The following is a 17,734-nucleotide window of genomic DNA, read 5'->3' as shown; positions in this document are numbered from 1 at the left end:
CCGCACGCACGCCCACCCCCCACGCAGGCCCTCCCTCCCTGCACCTCCCTGCACCTCCCTGCACCTCCCTGCACCCCCCCACCAACCCACAAGGGTTGCCCCCTTGAGCCGCTCGGGTAACGACGCTTGCGCGCGGGCCGTCCGCTCGGCCACCGTACGGCCCGTGCACCGCCGAACCCTCGCCAAGGCCCTGGCCGCCCTCACCCTCGCCGCCGTCCTCGCCCCGGCGCCGTGGAGCACCGCCCACGGGACGGCGACCGCCGCCCTCGCGGTCCACACCGCGTCCGACGCCGCCGCCGAGGCCGGCACGGTCCTGTACGTGCCGCCCCCGAACCCCGGCGCCGCGCGCCAGGCACGCGAACTGGCCGGCGCCGGCCTGACGGCCGACGCTGCCGCGGTCACCGCGATGGCCGGCACCCCGCACGCCGTCTGGCTCGGTGACCCCAGCCCGGCCCGGGCCGAGTCCCAGACCCGCACCACCGTGCTGGCCGCCGCCCGGCAGGGCGCCCTGCCCGTCCTGGTGCTCCACAACGTGCCCGGCCGCGACTGCTCGCAGTACTCGGCCGGGGGTGCCACCAGCTCCGCCGCCTACCGCTCCTGGGTCGACGCGGTCGCCCGCGGCATCGACGACCACCGGGCCCTGGTGGTCCTCGAACCCGACTCGCTCGCCCTGCTCCCGCGCGAGTGCGCCGACGGCGGGGGCGCCCAGGGCGGGACCCGTACGGCCGCCCGCTACTCCCAGATCGAGTACGCCGTGGAGGCCCTGGAGGCCAAGCCGGCCGCGGACGTGTACCTCGACACCGGCCACGCCACCTGGCACCCGGTCACCACCATCGTGCCCCGGCTGCGCCAGGCCGGCGTCGCCCGCGCGACCGGCTTCGCCGTCAACACCTCCAACTACGAGACCGACGACGCGGGCGCCTGGTTCGCCCACCTCGTCTCCGCCTGCCTGCTGTACGCCGACCGCGGCGGCGACCCCGCCGCCTGCCCCGACCAGTGGCGGCCCCGCAACGAGGCCGCCGCGTGGTTCGCCGCCCGCCTCGGTACCCCGGACCCTGCCGCCATGAAGCACTTCGTCACCGACAGCAGCCGCAACGGGCAGGGCCCCTGGACCGCCCCCGCCGACCGGTACGCCGACCCGCAGGAATGGTGCAACCCGCCCGGTCGGGGCCTCGGGGCCCGCCCCACCACCCGCACCGGCGACCCCTTGCACGACGCCCGGCTGTGGATCAAGACCCCGGGGGAGTCCGACGGCGCGTGCCTGCGCGGCACAGCGGGCCCGACGGATCCGGAGCGCGGCACGGTCGACCCCCCGGCCGGGGTCTGGTTCCCGGAGCAGGCCCTGGAGCTCGTACGGCTGGCGCGCCCGGAGTCCGCCCGGCGCGCGTCCTCCTGAGCGCCCGTCAGGCCTGGACAGTCGGGAACCGTCCCCCCTAGCGTTCCCGCAACGGACGGGACAGGGGGCCGGTATGTGGGTCACGCTCGTGGCGACGCTGTGCGGTACCGCGGCGGGCGTCACCTCGACGATCGTGGTGGACAAGGTCCGCTGGCGTCGGGAACGGGACCAGAAGCGACTGGACCGCGACGCCGAGCTGGCGGCCGAGTTCATCCTGACGACGATGGTCGGCTACGAGGCCCTGATGGTGCTGGCCACCCACCGCAGCCGGGCCGCCGAGCGGAACCCGGCCCGGGTGAAGCAGATCGTCGACGAGTCGGGCGCCGCCAGCGCCCGGCAGAAGGTCAAGCTGCTGGCGCCCGCACCGACGGCGGAGGCGTGCGAGGAGGTCTGGCGGGCGCTGCGGGAGCTGCGCGGGGCCGTGGCCGCCGGGTACGCCGCCGACACGGAGCCGTTCCAGGCCTGCGACCGGGTGTTCCGTGCCCGGCTGCACGCGCTGAGGGTGGAGGTCCGCCGCGGCCAGGGGCTGCCCGATGCCGAGGCGATCTCCGTCCCCCGGGTACCGGGGTACGACCTCCTGCCCTGAGGCCGCCGCCCCGGCCCGCCCCGGCGCCCCGGCACCGCCTGGCCCGCCGCCCCGCCGCCCCGCCGCCCCGCCGCCTCGCCACGCTCCCCCGGCCACCAGCACGCCCCCCGCACGGCCCCCACCCCGCCGCCCCCGCACCGTCGTGGTGTCAGCGCCCGGCGCGGGTGAAGAGCGTGGCCGGCGGCCGGGTCGCCGCCGTGCCGATGACCGCCGAACGGCCGAAGTCGGCGGGCAAGGAGGCCGTCCGGCGGGGTGCGGGGGCGGTGGCGTGCGGCTCCGCCTGCCGGTAGCGCTGCGTCGACGCGTGCCAGTGGAGCAGGCCGGCCATCCAGTCCTCCAGCTCCCGCACGTACGCGTCGACCGCGGCGCGGGCCGGAGCGTCCAGGCCGTTGTCCTCGTAGAGCAGCGGGAGTTGGTGGTCGCGGACGTGCACGAACTCCTCGGCCCGCCGGCGCACCAGGTCCGCGACGATCGGGACGGCCCGCTCGTAGTCGATGCCGAAGAACGTCTGCGCGACCAGGACGTGGTTGAGCAGTTCGCCTGCGACCTCGACCTCCTTCTCGTACGAGTACAGGTCGTTGATCATCGCTCCGACGTCCGAGGCGGCGTTCTCCAGCTGGCGGATCACCCCGTCCCCGAACAGCTCGGCCGGCACCCCCTTGCCCTCGTGCCCGAGCCGGGCCATGAACATCGTCATGGCGCAGCCGAAGCTGCGCCGCCGCATCTCCGCGTAGTCGACCGGGTCCGGGACGCGGTGCGCCGTGGCCGTGTCCACCTCCCACACCCAGCTCTCCAGCATGTCGACGAGCGTGGCCCGGAACTCCTTGCGCACCGGCACGGTCATGCCCGCGGCCGTGCGCGCCCACAGCTCCTTCAGCCCGCGCTCCAGGACCGTGACCGGCTCGGGGGCCGGCTCGGGCGCCGGCTCGGACCCCGCGTCGGACGCGGTCCCCGACCCGACGGGCATCATGGCGATCAGCCGCTGCGTGGCCGCGCGCGCCGCGTCCGGGGACCGCGTCTCACCGAACGCCTTCGGGTAGTAGTCGTCGGCGTACGTGCCCCAGGCCAACCACAGGGCGCTGAGGACCAGCTCCTCCCGCGTGGCGTCGGGATCGATGGCGGCCGAGGCCAGCGCGAAGTCGAAGCCGACCAGCTGGTCCTCCGTCCACAGGTCCGAGGCGGGATCGCCCGGCTGCGGCCGGAGCAGCCCCGCCTCCCTGCACCACTCGACCACCGCGCTGCGGGCGTGGTCGAGGTGCGGGCTGGTCCCGAGGGCGAACGGGAGGTCGAACTCGGGCAGCAGCGCCGGCCCGACGCGCCGGACCGGGACGTGCGCGTAGGACCGCCGGCGCAGCTCCACCGACCGCGGCGTGAACACCGACCGCACGTCGAGTGCCGTGGTCCCGAGCCCTTCCGGCATGAAGGGCAGCCGGACGGCGGCGGTGGGGCGGGCCCCGGCGTTCATGTAGCGGCTGGAGACCATGTGCCACTCGTGGCCGCCGGACTGCCAGTCCTGCAGGCCCTTGGCGTACGCGGCCACGGCCGCGGACTCGCCCAGGGTCAGGCCCGCTTCGGCGGCCAGGACCGGGACCTCGGTGAGCGCGGTGTGCTCGAACTGCTGGATCCGGGAGGTCAACAGGTCGTTCGCGAGCTCGGCCGCCTCCTGGGTCGGGCAGCCGAGGAACGTCTCCAGCACCAGGACGGCGTTGGACAGTTCGCCCTCGTCCTGCACCTCGCGCTGGTAGGAGAACAGGTCGTTGCGGATGTGCACGGCGTCGGAGAAGGAGTCGCGCAGCACCTCCAGCGGGCGGGACCGGGCCACCCGCGCGGGCAGTTCGGCCGCGACGTACTCGACCAGGCCGGCCGACCACGGCGCGCCGCCGACCTTCCGGCGCATCTCGATGTACTCCAGCGGGTTCGACACCCGGCCGATGTTGATGTTGTGCAGCTCCCACATCGACTCGTTGAGCAGGTTGCGGGTGCTCTCCGAGAACCGGGCCCGCCAAGCCATCGACATCGCTGGGACGGTGCGCAGCCACAGGTCCTTCAGGCCCGCCTCGACGGGGTTCGAGGGCTCCGGGAAGCCGTCGGCGAGGTCCATGGGCATGAAGGCGGCCAGCCCTTCGAGGTAGGCCTTGGCGCCCTCCCGGTCCCGGGTGCGCTTGTAGTACTCGACGAAGTGGTCGTCGAAGAAGAACACCCACACGTACCAGTCGGTGACCAGCGACAGGGCCTCGGCGTCGCAGTCGGGGTGCGTGTACGCGCACAGCAGCGCGTAGTCGTGGGAGTCGAGGTCGCTCTGCTCCCAGACGCCGGAGCCCTCCAGCATCCCGAAGTCCCGTGCCCACCGCGTGGTGTGGGACCGCGCGGTGTCCACGTGGGGGTTCAGGCGCGCCGGATAGGGGACGTAGAAGTCCGGCAGGCGGAACGGCTGTGTCACGTCGGGCTCGGCCCTTTCTCGCACGGAGCGGCGGGGGACCGTTTCGGCAACAGTCCCCCGCACAGAGATCGTGCGAGCCCTACCCGTGACTTCCGTACTGCATGGGGGAGTTCACCCGATCGAGTGGGTGCCCCGCGAAGCAGCCGCCGCGGACGGATCCGCTACTCGCCGCCCTCCAGGTCGCCCTCGGTGTCGAGGAACACCTGGCGCAGCTGCTCGATCACCTGCGGGTCCGGCTTCTCCCACATGCCGCGCGACTCGGCCTCCAGCAGCCGCTCCGCGATGCCGTGCAGGGCCCAGGGGTTGGCCTCCTTCAGGAAGGCCTGGTTCTCCGGATCCAGGACGTACGCCTCGGTGAGCTTGTCGTACATCCAGTCCGCCACCACGCCCGTCGTGGCGTCGTACCCGAAGAGGTAGTCGACCGTGGCGGCGAGTTCGAAGGCACCCTTGTAGCCGTGGCGGCGCATCGCCTCGATCCACTTGGGGTTGACCACGCGGGCGCGGAAGACCCGGGAGGTCTCCTCCACCAGGGTCCGGGTGCGGACCGTCTCCGGCCGGGTCGAGTCGCCGATGTACGCCTCCGGGGCGGTGCCCCGCAGCGCGCGCACGGTCGCGACCATGCCGCCGTGGTACTGGAAGTAGTCGTCCGAGTCGGCGATGTCGTGCTCGCGGGTGTCGGTGTTCTTCGCCGCCACCGTGATGCGCTTGTACGCCGACTCCATCTCGGCGCGCGCCGGACGGCCGTTGAGCTCGCGCCCGTACGCGTACCCGCCCCACACCGTGTAGACCTCCGCGAGGTCGGCGTCGGTGCGCCAGTCGCGGCTGTCGATCAGCTGGAGCAGGCCGGCGCCGTACGTGCCCGGGCGGGAGCCGAAGATGCGGGTGGTGGCCCGCCGCTCGTCGCCGTGCTCGGCCAGGTCGGCCTGGGCGTGCGCCCGTACGTAGTTGTCCTCGGCGCTCTCGTCCAGCGAGGCGGCCAGCCGCACCGCGTCGTCCAGCAGGCCGATCACGTGCGGGAACGCGTCGCGGAAGAAGCCCGAGATGCGCAGCGTGACGTCGATGCGGGGCCGGCCCAGCTCGGCGACCGGGACCGCCTCCAGGCCGGTGACGCGGCGCGAGGCCTCGTCCCAGACCGGGCGGACGCCGAGCAGCGCGAGGGCCTCGGCGACGTCGTCGCCGGCGGTGCGCATGGCGCTCGTACCCCACAGGGACAGGCCCACCGAGGCCGGCCACTCGCCGTTGTCGGTGCGGTAGCGCTCCAGCAGCGAGTCGGCCAGCGCCTGGCCGGTCTCCCAGGCCAGGCGGGAGGGGACGGCCTTGGGATCGACCGAGTAGAAGTTGCGGCCGGTGGGCAGCACGTTGACCAGACCGCGCAGCGGCGAGCCGGACGGGCCGGCCGGCACGAAGCCGCCGTTCAGGGCGTGCACCGCGTGGTCCAGCTCGTCGACGGTCGCGGCCAGCCGCGGAACCACCTCGCGGGCGGCGAAGGCGAGCACGTCGGCCACGCCGGCCGGGTGCCCCGCGGCGACCGCGGCGACGGCCGCCGGGTCCCAGTCGGCCGCCTCCATCGCCTCGACCAGCGCGCGGGCGGTGTCCTCCGCCTCGTCCGCCGAGGTCCGGGTGGCCTTGGACTCGTCCAGGCCCAGTGCCTCGCGCAGGCCCGGCAGGGCGGTGGTGCCGCCCCAGATCTGGCGGGCCCGCAGGATCGCCAGGACCAGGTTGACGCGCTCGGGGCCGGTCGGGGCGCCGCCCAGGACGTGCAGGCCGTCGCGGATCTGGGCGTCCTTGACCTCGCACAGCCAGCCGTCGACGTGCAGCAGGAAGTCGTCGAAGCCGTCGTCGTCCGGACGCTCCGCCAGCCCGAGGTCGTGGTCCAGCTTCGCGGCCTGGATCAGCGTCCAGATCTGCGCGCGGATCGCGGGCAGCTTCGCCGGGTCCATGGAGGAGATCTGGGCGTACTCGTCCAGGTGCTGCTCCAGGCGCGCGATGTCGCCGTACGAGTCGGCGCGGGCCATCGGCGGCACCAGGTGGTCGACGAGGGTGGCGTGGACGCGGCGCTTGGCCTGGGTGCCCTCGCCCGGGTCGTTGACCAGGAACGGGTAGACCAGCGGCAGGTCGCCCAGGGCGGCGTCCGGGGCGCAGGCGGCCGACAGGCCGGCGTTCTTGCCGGGCAGCCACTCGAGGTTGCCGTGCTTGCCCAGGTGCACCATGGCGTCGGCGCCGAAACCGCCGTCCTCGCGGGCCGCCTGGATCCAGCGGTAGGCCGCCAGGTAGTGGTGCGACGGCGGCAGGTCCGGGTCGTGGTAGATCGCGATGGGGTTCTCGCCGAAGCCGCGCGGCGGCTGGATGAGGACCAGCAGGTTCCCGCGGCGCAGCGCCGCGAGGACGATGTCGCCCTCCGGGTTGTGCGTGCGGTCCACGAACATCTCGCCCGGGGCCGGGCCCCAGTGCTCCTCGACCTGCTCGCGCAGCTCGGCGGGCAGCTGGGCGAACCAGCGCCGGTAGTCGGCGGCGGGGATGCGCACCGGGTTCCGGGCGAGCTGCTCCTCGGTGAGCCAGTTCTGGTCGTGGCCGCCGGCCTCGATCAGGGCGCGGATCAGCTCGTCGCCGTCGCCGGAGACCAGGCCCGGGATCTCCGCCTCGGGCCCGAAGTCGTAGCCCTCGGCGCGCAGTCGGCGCAGCAGCGCCACGGCGCTGGCCGGGGTGTCGAGGCCGACGGCGTTGCCGATGCGGGAGTGCTTGGTCGGGTAGGCGGACAGGACGAGCGCCAGACGCTTGTCGACGTTCGGCACGTGGCGCAGGCGGGCGTGGCGCACGGCGATGCCGGCCACGCGGGCGGCGCGCTCGGGGTCGGCCACGTACGCGGGCAGGCCGTCCTCGTCGATCTCCTTGAAGGAGAACGGCACGGTGATCAGCCGGCCGTCGAACTCCGGCACGGCGACCTGGCTGGCGGCGTCGAGCGGGGAGAGGCCCTCGTCGTTCTCCTCCCAGTCGGCGCGCGAGCCGGTCAGGCACAGGGCCTGCAGGATCGGCACGTCCAGCGCGGCCAGCGCGCCGGCGTCCCAGGACTCGTCGTCGCCGCCGGCCGAGGCGTCGGCCGGGCGGGTGCCGCCCGCGGCGAGGACGGTGGTCACGATGGCGTCGGCGGCGCCGAGTTCGGCCAGGAGCTCCGGCTCGGGGGCGCGCAGCGAGGCGACGTACAGGGGCAGCGGGCGGGCGCCGGCCTCCTCGACCGCGTGGCACAGGGCCTCCACGAAGGCGGTGTTGCCGCTCATCTGGTGGGCGCGGTAGTAGAGCACGGCGACGGTGGGGCCGGTGACGTCCTCGCGGGCGGTGCGCTCCAGCGGACCCCAGGAAGGGGCGGCGGCGGGCGCCTCGAAGCCGTGGCCGGTCAGCAGGACGGTGTCGGAGAGGAACCGGCCGAGCTGCTCCAGGTTCTCCGGACCGCCGTGCGCGAGGTAGGCGTGCGCCTCGGCGGCGATGCCGATCGGGACCGTGGAGGCCTCCATCAGCTGGGCGTCGGGGGCCTGTTCGCCCGTCAGGACGACCACGGGCCTGTCCTGGCCGGGGGCCAGCAGCACGTCGAGGCCCTCCTGCCAGGCGCGCAGGCCGCCGAGGAGGCGTACGACGACGAGCTCGGCCTCCGCGAGGAGCGCGGGCAGGTCGTCGAGGGGGAGACGGCTGGGGTTGGCGAACCGGAACGGGACCGGGCCCCCCGCAGCACGGGCGCTCAGCAGGTCGGTGTCCGACGTCGACAGCAGCAGGATCATGCGGCGTCTGGCCTTCCTCGGGGTTTCCGCGCCCCGGGCAGTGAAGGACGGCGGGAGTTCCTGACTCACCCGGCTGCCGCGCCGCGCGCGTCACGTCTCCCGAAGAGGTCTTCCACCCCCGTCGGGTCGCTACGCGCCCTTCGCTGCCGCCCGGCTCACAGTGGCGGGACCGCGCCGGAATCGCACCGGGCTTCCTCCCATGACGCCGCCTTCGGCGGTACCGGGCCAGACGGCCCGGTGAGGGGCATCCTATAGCGGCCCCGAGACGATCGGCACAGGTGGCCGCCCCTCTCCCGCCCCGCGGAGGGTGGTGACGGCCACAGGCCGGGGCCCCGGAATCGTGGGTATGCTCGCCGCCATGCCACCGCCCCCCTCCGCCACGCCCCGGGACGTACCCGTCATACGGGACGGCGGCGACGCCTGCCCCGGTGCGCTGCGGCTGCACGCGGCGGACGACGGGCACCTCGCGCGCGTCCGGCTGCCGGGCGGTCTGCTCACCACCCGTCAGGCGGCGGCCCTCGCCGACGCCGCGGACCGGCACGGCGACGGGCACCTGGAACTCACCTCGCGCGGCAACGTCCAGCTCCGCGGCCTGCCCGACGCCTGCGGCGCGGACCTGGCCCGCCTCCTCGACGCCGCCGGGCTGCTGCCCGCCCCCACCCACGAGCGGGTCCGCAACATCGTGGCGACACCGCTGTCGGGATGCGGGGGGTCCACCCGTCCCGATGTCCTGCCGTGGGTGCGGGAGTTCGACCGGCTGCTGTGCGCGGACCCGGGGGCCGCGGCCCTCTCGGGGCGCTTCCTGTTCGCCTTCGACGACGGCCGCGGCGACGTCGCCGCCCTCGACCCGGACGTGACGGTCCTGGCGGGGGCCGCAGACCGCGCCCTGCTCCGGCTGGGCGCCGCCGTCGACGCGGTGGAGGTCACCTGGGCCGACGCGCCGGGCGCCGCCCTGCTCGCGGCCGCGTACTTCCTCGACACCGTGGCCGCCGCCGGCACCAAGGCCTGGCGGGTGGCCGAGCTGCCCCCCGAACAGACGCTCACCGCCGAGGAGTTCGCGGTCCGGCTGACCGAGTCCGGCGTCGCTGCCGGGTACGTCCAGGACGCCGCCCGCCCGCACGCGGCGCCGCCCCGCCCCGGGCCCCACGGTCCGCAGAGCCTCTGCAGCCTGATCCCCCTCGGCCGTCTGAGCACCGCCCAGTGGCGCACCCTGCTCGCCGTCGCGGAGGAGGGCGCCGGCGAACTGCGCCTGACGCCGTGGCGCAGCGTCGTCCTCCCGGACGCCCCCGCCGACGCGTCGGCCCGACTGGCCGCGGCCGGTCTCGTCGTGGCGCCGGGCAGCCCGTGGGAGACCGTCACCGCCTGCACCGGCCGCCCCGGCTGCGCCAAGTCGCACGCCGACGTGCGGGCCGACGCCCGCGCGGTCGCGGAGCGGGCGGCCGGTCCCCTGCCGGTGCACTGGTCCGGCTGCGCCCGTCGGTGCGGGCACCCGCGCGGCACCGCCTGGGTCGACGTCGTGGCCACGCCCGACGGCTACACCGTGACCCCGCCCGCGCCCGGCCCGCGAGCCGTACGCGACGACCTGGCCCCGTACGCCGACCGGGACCCGCACGGAGCCCAGGCCCGATACGGCGCCCAAGCCCCACCCGGCCCCGAGCCCTCGCACGTCCCCCGGGCCATGGACGGCCCGACGGCCGCGGAGCGCCTCGCCGCAGCAGTCACGGCCGCCCGTACCCTCCCGCAGACCCCTCAGGTTCCGTGACCCCTCACCGACCGCAGTGAAGAAATGAGCGAGTACACAGTGTTTGAGTACGAGAAGGACGGCGCGGCCATCTACCGCCAGTCCTTTGCCACGATCCGCGCCGAGGCGGACCTCGCCGGGCTGCCCGCCTCGGTCGCCCAGGTCGCGGTGCGCATGATTCACGCCTGCGGGATGACCGACCTCCCCCGCGACCTCGGCTACACCCCCGAGGTCGTGCTGCGCGGCCGGGCCGCACTGCACGCCGGCGCGCCGATCCTGTGCGACGTACAGATGGTCGCCAGTGGCGTGACGCGCAAGCGCCTGCCCGCCGACAACCGCGTCGTGTGCACGCTCTCCGACCCGTCGGTCGCCGAGCTGGCCCGCAAGATGGGCACCACGCGCAGCGCCGCCGCGCTCGAACTCTGGCGCGACCAGGGCCTGCTGGAGGGCTCGGTGGTGGCCGTCGGCAACGCGCCCACCGCGCTGTTCCGCCTCCTGGAGATGATCGAGGAGGGCGCGCCCCGCCCCGCCGCCGTCATCGGCGTCCCGGTCGGCTTCATCGGCGCCGCGGAGTCGAAGGACGCGCTCGCCGAACACGGCTCGGGCCTCGACCACTTGATCGTGCGCGGCCGGCGCGGCGGCAGCGCCATCGCGGCCGCCGCCATCAACGCGATCGCGAGCGAGGAAGAATGAGCGAGCCGACCCCCGGCGCAGTGCCCCGGCCCACCCCCGGCGCAGTGCCGCGGCCCACCGCCGAGCCCACCGCCCGGCCCGAACCGGGTTCGCCCGGCCGGCTGTTCGGCGTCGGACTCGGCCCCGGCGACCCCGCCCTGATGACCGTGCGCGCCGTGCAGGTCATCGGCGAGGCCGACGTCGTGGCGTACCACAGCGCCCGGCACGGCCGGTCCATCGCCCGCTCGATCGCCGCGCAGTACCTGCGCGCGGACCACATCGAGGAGCCGCTGGTCTACCCGGTCACCACCGAGACCACCGACCACCCCGGCGGCTACCAGGGCGCGATGGAGGAGTTCTACGAGTCCGCCGCGGCCCGGCTCGCCGCGCACCTCGACGCGGGCCGCACCGTGGCCGTGCTCGCCGAGGGCGACCCGCTCTTCTACGGCTCGTACATGCACATGCACAAGCGGCTGGCCGACCGCTACCCGACCGAGGTCGTCCCCGGCGTCACGTCCGTCAGCGGGGCCGCAGCCCGGCTCCAGACCCCGCTCGTCGAGGGCGAGGAGGTCCTGACGATCCTGCCCGGCACCCTGCCGGAGGAGGAGCTCGCGGCCCGGCTGGCCGCCACCGACTCCGCCGTGGTGATGAAGCTCGGCCGTACCTTCCCGGCGGTCCGCGGGGCGCTGGAGACCTCCGGCCGGCTGGCCGAGGCGCGGTACGTCGAGCGGGCCACGATGGCGGGCGAGCGCCTCGGCGACCTCGCGGACGTCGACCCCGGCACCGTGCCGTACTTCGCCGTGGCCGTCGTGCCGAGCCGCGTGGGCAACCCGGGCGAGGCGGCGGCCCGTACCGCCACCGGGCGCGGCGGGGTCGTGGTCGTCGGCACCGGGCCGGCCGGACCGCTGTGGCTGACCCCCGAGACCAAGCGGGCCCTCGCCGACGCCGAGGTGCTGGTCGGCTACACCACGTACCTCGACCGGGTCCCGGCGCGGCCGGGGCAGGTGCGGCACGGGTCGGACAACAAGGTCGAGTCCGAGCGAGCCGAGTTCGCGCTCGACCTCGCCCGGCGCGGCAAGCGCGTCGCCGTCGTGTCGGGCGGCGACCCGGGCGTCTTCGCCATGGCCACGGCCGTGCTGGAGGTGGCGGCCCAGGACGAGTACCGCGACGTGCCGGTGCGGGTGCTGCCGGGCGTGACGGCCGCCAACGCCGCCGCGGCCGCCGCCGGCGCCCCGCTGGGCCACGACTACGCGGTGATCTCGCTCTCCGACCGGCTCAAGCCGTGGGAGGTCATCGCCGAGCGGCTGGCCGCGGCCGCCGGCGCCGACCTGGCGATGGCCCTGTACAACCCCGGCTCGCGCAGCCGGACGTGGCAGGTCGCCAAGGCGCGGGAGCTCCTGCTCGAGCACCGTGCCCCGGACACGCCGGTCGTGCTGGCCCGCGACGTGGGCGGCCCCGAGCAGTCCGTACGGACCGTCGCCCTGGTCGACCTGGACCCGGGCCAGGTCGACATGCGCACGATCCTGCTGATCGGCTCGTCCCAGACCCAGCTCGCCCACCGCGCCCCGGACGCCCCGCCGGTGGTGTGGACCCCGCGCCGCTACCCGTCGGCGTAGCACGGGCGACCGCACATCGGGCCCCCGTCCGCTCGGCGCGGACGGGGGCCGGGCGCATGCCGGGGCCCGGCCCCCCTAAGGCGTGGCCAGTTCGGCGAAGAGGGAGCCGATCCACGAGCCGCTCGCGATCAGCGGCAGCGTGTCGAAGTACAGCTCCCGCGCGCCGTCCGGCCGAACCGCTCGACGATGCCGAAGGGGACCGTGCCGAAGGCTCGGTGGTGGCGGTGCCGTGCCACTCGAGGTACGTCGTGGTGCGGCCGAAGGCGGCCTGACCGGCCCGCAGCCGGAGGTCCGCGGTGGCGAGGAACCGCTCCAGGTACGCCCGCTTGCCCGCCTCCGTCACTAGCGGCGCCGCCAGCCGGGCGCCCCGCGTGCGGGCCAGCAGCCCGGCCGCGTCCTCGCCGTTCCACATCGCCAGCCGCGCCGGGATCTCGCCCGCCCGCAACCGCTCCGCAGACCGCCGGTCCTCCCCTCCGCCCGGGCTGCCCGGGGCCGGGTCGGCGACGCCCGCGAAGAGGCCGGCCGGCGCGCTCGGCACGGTGTCCGCGAACAGCGCGTGGCGGTCGTAGTAGCGGCGGGCCTGGAGGGTCCTGCCGTCGTCGCCGAGCACGTTGCGGGCGACCTGCGGGTAGGCCACCTTGCGGCCCTTGAGCGTGACCTCGTTCCACTGGCCGAACATCATGGTGCTGCCCTCGGCGACCGCCTGCGTGCCCTGGTACGCCGCCAGGTCCGGCGCGATCGGCAGCGAGCGCGCGATCGACGTGCCGATGACGGCCTCGCCGCGCTGGGCGTCGGCGCCCGCCTCCCAGAGCGAGGCCTCCGGGTCGAAGATGTCCAGGTATGCCCGCACCCGCGGGTGGCCGAGGTCGCCCGGCACCGGCAGCGCCCCGGTGGGCAGCTCGCCGAACGCGATCTGCCGCTGCATGAACGCGCACGCGTTGGGCGTGATCCGGCCCTCCAGCCGTTCGACCTTGCCGCGGACCTCGGGGCAGTCGCCCGCCCCGATGCCCGCCATGACGCCCGCCCCGCCGCCCGCGCCGCCGCTCGGGAGCGCCGCGGCCGAGGTGGAGACCCCCACCGCGGGCGCCAGTACCGCGAGCCCGACCGTGCCCCGCCGACCGGTGATTGCGAACATGTCCCGTACCCCCTCTCGTTGCCGCCTGCTTGACGACAACCCTGCCGGGACGCCCCGACGTCCGCGCTTACTGGCGAGGTAATGGCCCGCCACCCGGGCCTGCCTGCCCCGTCCCGTCACACGTCCCTGTCACGGCCCGAAGTCCACCCTTGCGGGAGCGGGGCCGGTTGCATCAGGACCGCCTTCGCGAGTCCGACGGCGACGCCCGCGCAGATAGATCGCCCCACCCGACGACACTGTCGGACTGCCCCTTCGCTGTCCTGCATCAACACTCAAGTTGCTTGTAGATTAGGGGCTTCGTTTTCAGATCACGAAGGTCGTCCAGGCCGCCACGTCCACCGAGCCGAGCTGAGATCGCCCGCCTGTGCGCCCTGGGTACCCCGGTAGGCTGAAGCCTCATGCCGAGAAATCTCTATCCATAGCCTTGACCTGCTTGCTAGACCTCTTTGGCGGTCCGGCATTTGGTTTCTTGGGCGCTTCGAAGCGAATAGGTCGCACGGTCATGACGTACTTCAACCGTAGGCCTGCGCAGGTCTCACTGCATCCCGACTTCCGGGATGTGAAAATGATCCAAGTGGCAATTGTTGAGTCGAAAACGGAATTCGACGCCAGTCCTGCAGGTGCTACACGGTAGAGATGTGGAGCGGCTTTGGATCAGAGCCTTCTAGGCGCTAATGATCATAAGGGGAAAAAATCATCTGCCGTAGAGCAAGGATTAGCGAGCGCCGCAGCGGGCCCCGTCCACCGGGCGTGGACGGGGCCCGCGGTGCTGCCGGCCCGAAGGGGCCCCGGGTGTCCCGGCGCTCCTGGTCACGGACGACGGGCCCGCGCGAGCGCGGGCCCGCGGCGGTGGCTAGGAACCGCTGCGGCTGTCGGCCTCGGCCTGCGCGATGGCTTCGGCCTCGCTCTCGGCCATGGCCATCGCGACGCCGAACGCCTGGGCGATGTGACCGGCGGCCGACATGACGCGTGCCGTTCCCACGACGGGCGCGATGGCGACGAGCAGGTCCTGCAGCTGCTCGACCGTGAAGTCGGCCTTGATCGCGGGGTTGATGTGGGCCATGTAGGAGATCGCGGGCGCGTCCATGGCCACGAGTGCGGCGAGGCGGGCGAGGATGAGCGTCCGCTCGTCCATGTGGCAGTGCTCCAGGGAGTCGATCGTCATGGCGGCGATCGTGTCGAGGACCGGGGTGTCGGATGTAGTAGCCATGGTTGTCCGCCTCGCTGTGGTGAGAGGAGTCGTGTCCACCCGTCGACGCGGGCCCCCTTGTGCCCCCGACGGTTGCGCATCCAGCGTAGGCACGCCGGGATGGTCGCGCGCGCCGAGCGGCATGCGGGGCCGAGGCGGCCGGTCGGGCGGCCGGTCGGGCGGCGGAGCGGGGCCGCGAGGCGGGCGGCGGCCGGTGGCGGCACGGACCCGGTGGAGGCGGTGGCGGTGTCCGGAGGCGCCGTGCCTTCCGGTGGCGCGGCGCACGTCAGGAGCGCGGCGGTGTCCGGAAGGCGCGGTGCCGTCAGGAGGGGGCGGCGGTGTCCCGTACCCAGTCGGCGGCGGCCGGGACGTCCGGGGCGGTCGGGACGCCCGGCGGGGTCGGCGGGCGGCGGACGACGACCACGGGGATGCCGGCCTCGCGGGCGGCGGCCAGCTTCGGTGCGGTGGCCGCGCCGCCGCTGTCCTTGGTGACCAGCACGTCGATGCGGTGCGCGCGCAGCAGCGCACGCTCCCCGTCGAGGGTGAACGGCCCCCGGTCCAGCAGGACTTCGGTGCGCGGCGGCCGGGCGCCGTCGGGTGCGTCGACGGAACGGACCAGGAACCAGGGCCCGTCCAGCCCGGCGAAGGCGGCCAGCCCCATCCGGCCCGTGGTGAGGAACACGCGCTCGCCGAGGCGGCCGTCCGCGAGCAGCGCGGCCGCCCCCTCCAGGGAGTCGACCGGGTGCCAGTCGTCCCCCTCGCGCGGTTGCCAGGAGGGCCGGCGCACGGCGAGCAGCGGCACGCCCGCGGCCCGGGCCGCGGCCGCGGCGTTGAAGCTGATCCGTTCCGCGAACGGGTGGGTCGCGTCGACCAGGGCGGACACCCGGTGCTCGCGCAGCCAGGCCGCCAGGCCCTCGGGCCCGCCGAAGCCGCCGATGCGGACCTCGCCGGGCGGGAGCACCGGCCGGGCCACCCGGCCGGCCAGGGAGGTGGTCAGCCGCAGGCCGGGCAGCCCCGCGAGGACCTCGGCCAGGCGCCGGGCCTCGGTGGTGCCGCCCAGCACCAGCACGTGCCGGGTCGCCGCCTCAGCAGACATGCCGGTCGCGCTCCGGCGAGTACAGGTGGCTGTCGCGGAACTCCTCCGCCGCCAGCGTGCGCCCCACGATGATCACCGCCGTCCGCACCACCCCGGCCGCCTTGACCTGGCCCGCGATGTCGTCGAGCGTGCCGCGCAGCACGAGTTCGTCCGGCCTGCTGGCCATCGCCACCACCGCGGCCGGGCAGTCCGCGCCGTAGTGGGGCAGCAGTTCGGCCACCACACGGTCCACGTACCGGGCCGCCAGGTGCAGTACGAGCAGCGCCCCGCTGCGCCCGAGCGTGGCGAGGTCCTCACCCGCCGGCATGGGGGTGGCCTGCTGCGCGATCCGGGTCAGGATGACGGTCTGGCCGACCGTCGGCACGGTCAGCTCCCGCTTGAGCGCGGCGGCCGCGGCCGCGAAGGCCGGGACGCCGGGCACGACCTCGTACGGCACGCCCGCCGCGTCCAGCCGCCGCATCTGCTCGGCGACCGCGCTGAAGACGGACGGGTCGCCCGAGTGCAGCCGTGCCACGTCGAGACCGGCCTCGTGGGCACGGACGATCTCGGCGACGATCTCGTCCAGGTTCAGCTGCGCGGTGTCCACCAGCCGGGCGTCCGGCGGGCACTCGGCCAGCAGCTCGCGGGGGACCAGGCTGCCGGCGTACAGGCAGACCCCGCACGCGGCCAGGGTCCGCGCGCCCCGCACGGTGATCAGGTCCGCGGCGCCGGGGCCCGCGCCGATGAAGTACACGGTCATATGTGCTCTCCCGAAGTGACGTCTTCCGACCCGGCCGGCGCGGCCGCCGGCTTGGTGACCGACCACTGCGTGATCGGCATCGCCTGTCGCCAGCCGGTGAAGCCGCCGACCCGCACCGCGTGCGAGACCGCCAGCTTCACCAGTTCGCCCCCGTGCTCCCGGTACCAGCGCGCCAGCAGCGCCTCCGACTCCAGCGTGACGGTGTTGACGACCAGTCGGCCGCCGGGCCGCAGCGCCGCCCAGCAGGCCTCCAGCATGCCGGGCGCGGTCAACCCGCCCCCGATGAACACGGCGTCGGGTGCCGGCAGTTCGGCGACCGCCGCGGGGGCGGCCCCGCGCACCACCCGCAGGCCCGGCACGCCCAGGACGTCCGCGTTGCGGCGGATCCGCTCGGCGCGCACCTCGTCGCGCTCGACCGTGACGGCCCGGCAGGAGCGGTGCGTGCGCATCCACTCGATGGCGATCGAGCCGGAGCCGCCGCCGATGTCCCACAGCAGCTCGCCGGGGGCGGGCGCGAGCGCGCTCAGCGTCACGGCGCGCACGTGCCGCTTGGTGAGCTGGCCGTCGTGCTCGTACGCCGCGTCCGGCAGGCCCGGGACGGCGCCGAGCCGCAGTGCGTCCGGGGCGCGCCGGCACTCCAGCGCGATGACGTTCAGGGCGTCGCCGGGCGGATGGGGCCAGTCCGCGGCCCGCCCGGATACGTACGCCTCCTCCTCGGACCCGAGCTGCTCCAGCACCGTCATCCGGGTGGGCCCGAAACCGCGTTCCCGCAGCAGCGCCGCCACGTCGCCGGGCGTGGCCGCGCCCGCGCTCAGCACGAGCACCCGGCGGCCGTCGTGCAGGGCCGCGGAGAGGGTGCCCGCCGGGCGGCCGACCAGCGTCACCACTTCGGTGTCCTCGACCGGCCAGCCGAGGCGGGCGCACGCGTACGAGACGGAGGAGGGGTGGGGGAGCACCCGCAACCGGTCGGCGCCGAGTTCCTCGCTGAGCGCGCGGCCGATCCCGTAGAACATGGGGTCCCCGCTGGCCAGTACGGCGATCCGGCGGCCGGCGTGGGCGGCGAGCAGCCCGGGGACCGCCGGGCGCAGCGGCGACGGCCACCCGACGCGCTCGCCGGTGACCTCGCCCGCGGGCAGCAGGTCGAGCTGCCGCTTGCCGCCGATGACCACCTCGGCCTCGGTGAACGCGCGGCGGGCGGCGGGGGAGAGCCCGGGCCAGCCGTCGGCGCCGATGCCGACCACGCTGACGGGTGACGGGTGCGCTGCGGAGCTCACGTGCCGGGTCCTCGGGGGGTCGCTGGAGGGGAGGAGGCCGACTCTACTGGCCGCTGACCAGCACCGGTGCCGCGGGGCGT

General features: G+C 75.1%; 12 protein-coding genes. 6 read left to right on the top strand and 6 right to left on the bottom strand.

What is annotated here, in order from left to right:
• Nucleotides 1-163: 163 nt before the first annotated feature.
• Nucleotides 164-1,396 (top strand): glycoside hydrolase family 6 protein, encoded by a 1,233-nt coding sequence (locus IF43_RS0131010; protein WP_037890789.1) that lies wholly within the window; start codon nt 164-166, stop codon nt 1,394-1,396.
• A 73-nt stretch (nt 1,397-1,469) separates the two neighbouring features.
• Nucleotides 1,470-1,982 (top strand): hypothetical protein, encoded by a 513-nt coding sequence (locus IF43_RS0131005; protein ID WP_030208415.1) that lies wholly within the window; start codon nt 1,470-1,472, stop codon nt 1,980-1,982.
• A gap of 148 nt (nt 1,983-2,130) precedes the next feature.
• Here the strand turns inward: IF43_RS0131005 and IF43_RS0131000 are convergent, their stop codons facing one another.
• Nucleotides 2,131-4,422 carry a geosmin synthase gene (locus IF43_RS0131000; protein WP_030208411.1) on the bottom strand — a complete coding sequence of 764 codons (2,292 nt, stop codon included), beginning with the start codon at nt 4,420-4,422 and terminating at the stop codon, nt 2,131-2,133.
• A 161-nt stretch (nt 4,423-4,583) separates the two neighbouring features.
• Complete coding sequence (gene cobN / locus IF43_RS0130995; RefSeq protein ID WP_030208408.1) at nt 4,584-8,192, bottom strand: cobaltochelatase subunit CobN; 3,609 nt, start codon at nt 8,190-8,192, stop codon at nt 4,584-4,586.
• 358 nt (nt 8,193-8,550) lie between these two features.
• Between cobN and cobG the strand changes: the two genes are divergently transcribed.
• From cobG to IF43_RS0130975, 4 genes are all read left to right on the top strand, one after another.
• On the top strand, nt 8,551-9,954 hold the full coding sequence (cobG, locus tag IF43_RS0130990) for a precorrin-3B synthase (protein WP_234332598.1): 1,404 nt from the start codon (nt 8,551-8,553) through the stop codon (nt 9,952-9,954).
• Nucleotides 9,955-9,978: 24 nt separating this feature from the next.
• Entirely contained in the window at nt 9,979-10,626 is a 648-nt protein-coding gene (locus tag IF43_RS0130985) for a precorrin-8X methylmutase (RefSeq protein WP_030208405.1), read from the top strand.
• Nucleotides 10,623-12,221 carry a precorrin-2 C(20)-methyltransferase gene (locus IF43_RS0130980; RefSeq protein ID WP_078910592.1) on the top strand — a complete coding sequence of 533 codons (1,599 nt, stop codon included), beginning with the start codon at nt 10,623-10,625 and terminating at the stop codon, nt 12,219-12,221. The genes IF43_RS0130985 and IF43_RS0130980 overlap by 4 nt, the downstream gene beginning before the upstream one ends.
• 647 nt (nt 12,222-12,868) lie before the next feature.
• Nucleotides 12,869-13,438 carry a hypothetical protein gene (locus IF43_RS0130975; protein ID WP_158939588.1) on the top strand — a complete coding sequence of 190 codons (570 nt, stop codon included), beginning with the start codon at nt 12,869-12,871 and terminating at the stop codon, nt 13,436-13,438.
• Between the two features lie 771 nt (nt 13,439-14,209).
• Here IF43_RS0130975 and IF43_RS0130970 read toward each other — a convergent pair.
• The 4 genes from IF43_RS0130970 to IF43_RS0130955 form a co-directional block, all read right to left on the bottom strand.
• Nucleotides 14,210-14,566: a carboxymuconolactone decarboxylase family protein gene (locus IF43_RS0130970; RefSeq protein WP_030208398.1), complete on the bottom strand. Its 357-nt coding sequence runs from the start codon at nt 14,564-14,566 to the stop codon at nt 14,210-14,212.
• A 301-nt stretch (nt 14,567-14,867) separates the two neighbouring features.
• Nucleotides 14,868-15,641 carry a cobalt-precorrin-6A reductase gene (locus tag IF43_RS0130965; RefSeq protein ID WP_030208396.1) on the bottom strand — a complete coding sequence of 258 codons (774 nt, stop codon included), beginning with the start codon at nt 15,639-15,641 and terminating at the stop codon, nt 14,868-14,870.
• Nucleotides 15,631-16,380 (bottom strand): precorrin-4 C(11)-methyltransferase, encoded by a 750-nt coding sequence (cobM, locus tag IF43_RS0130960; protein WP_030208395.1) that lies wholly within the window; start codon nt 16,378-16,380, stop codon nt 15,631-15,633. The genes IF43_RS0130965 and cobM overlap by 11 nt, the downstream gene beginning before the upstream one ends.
• Nucleotides 16,377-17,654 (bottom strand): bifunctional cobalt-precorrin-7 (C(5))-methyltransferase/cobalt-precorrin-6B (C(15))-methyltransferase, encoded by a 1,278-nt coding sequence (locus IF43_RS0130955; protein ID WP_030208393.1) that lies wholly within the window; start codon nt 17,652-17,654, stop codon nt 16,377-16,379. The genes cobM and IF43_RS0130955 overlap by 4 nt, the downstream gene beginning before the upstream one ends.
• Between the last annotated feature and the right edge of the window lie 80 nt (nt 17,655-17,734).

This window comes from Streptomyces sp. NRRL S-87 (assembly GCF_000719335.1).
GTDB lineage: Bacteria > Actinomycetota > Actinomycetes > Streptomycetales > Streptomycetaceae > Streptomyces.
Note: the sequence above shows the minus strand (reverse complement) of the source record. Positions and strands in the feature narration are given on the sequence as shown.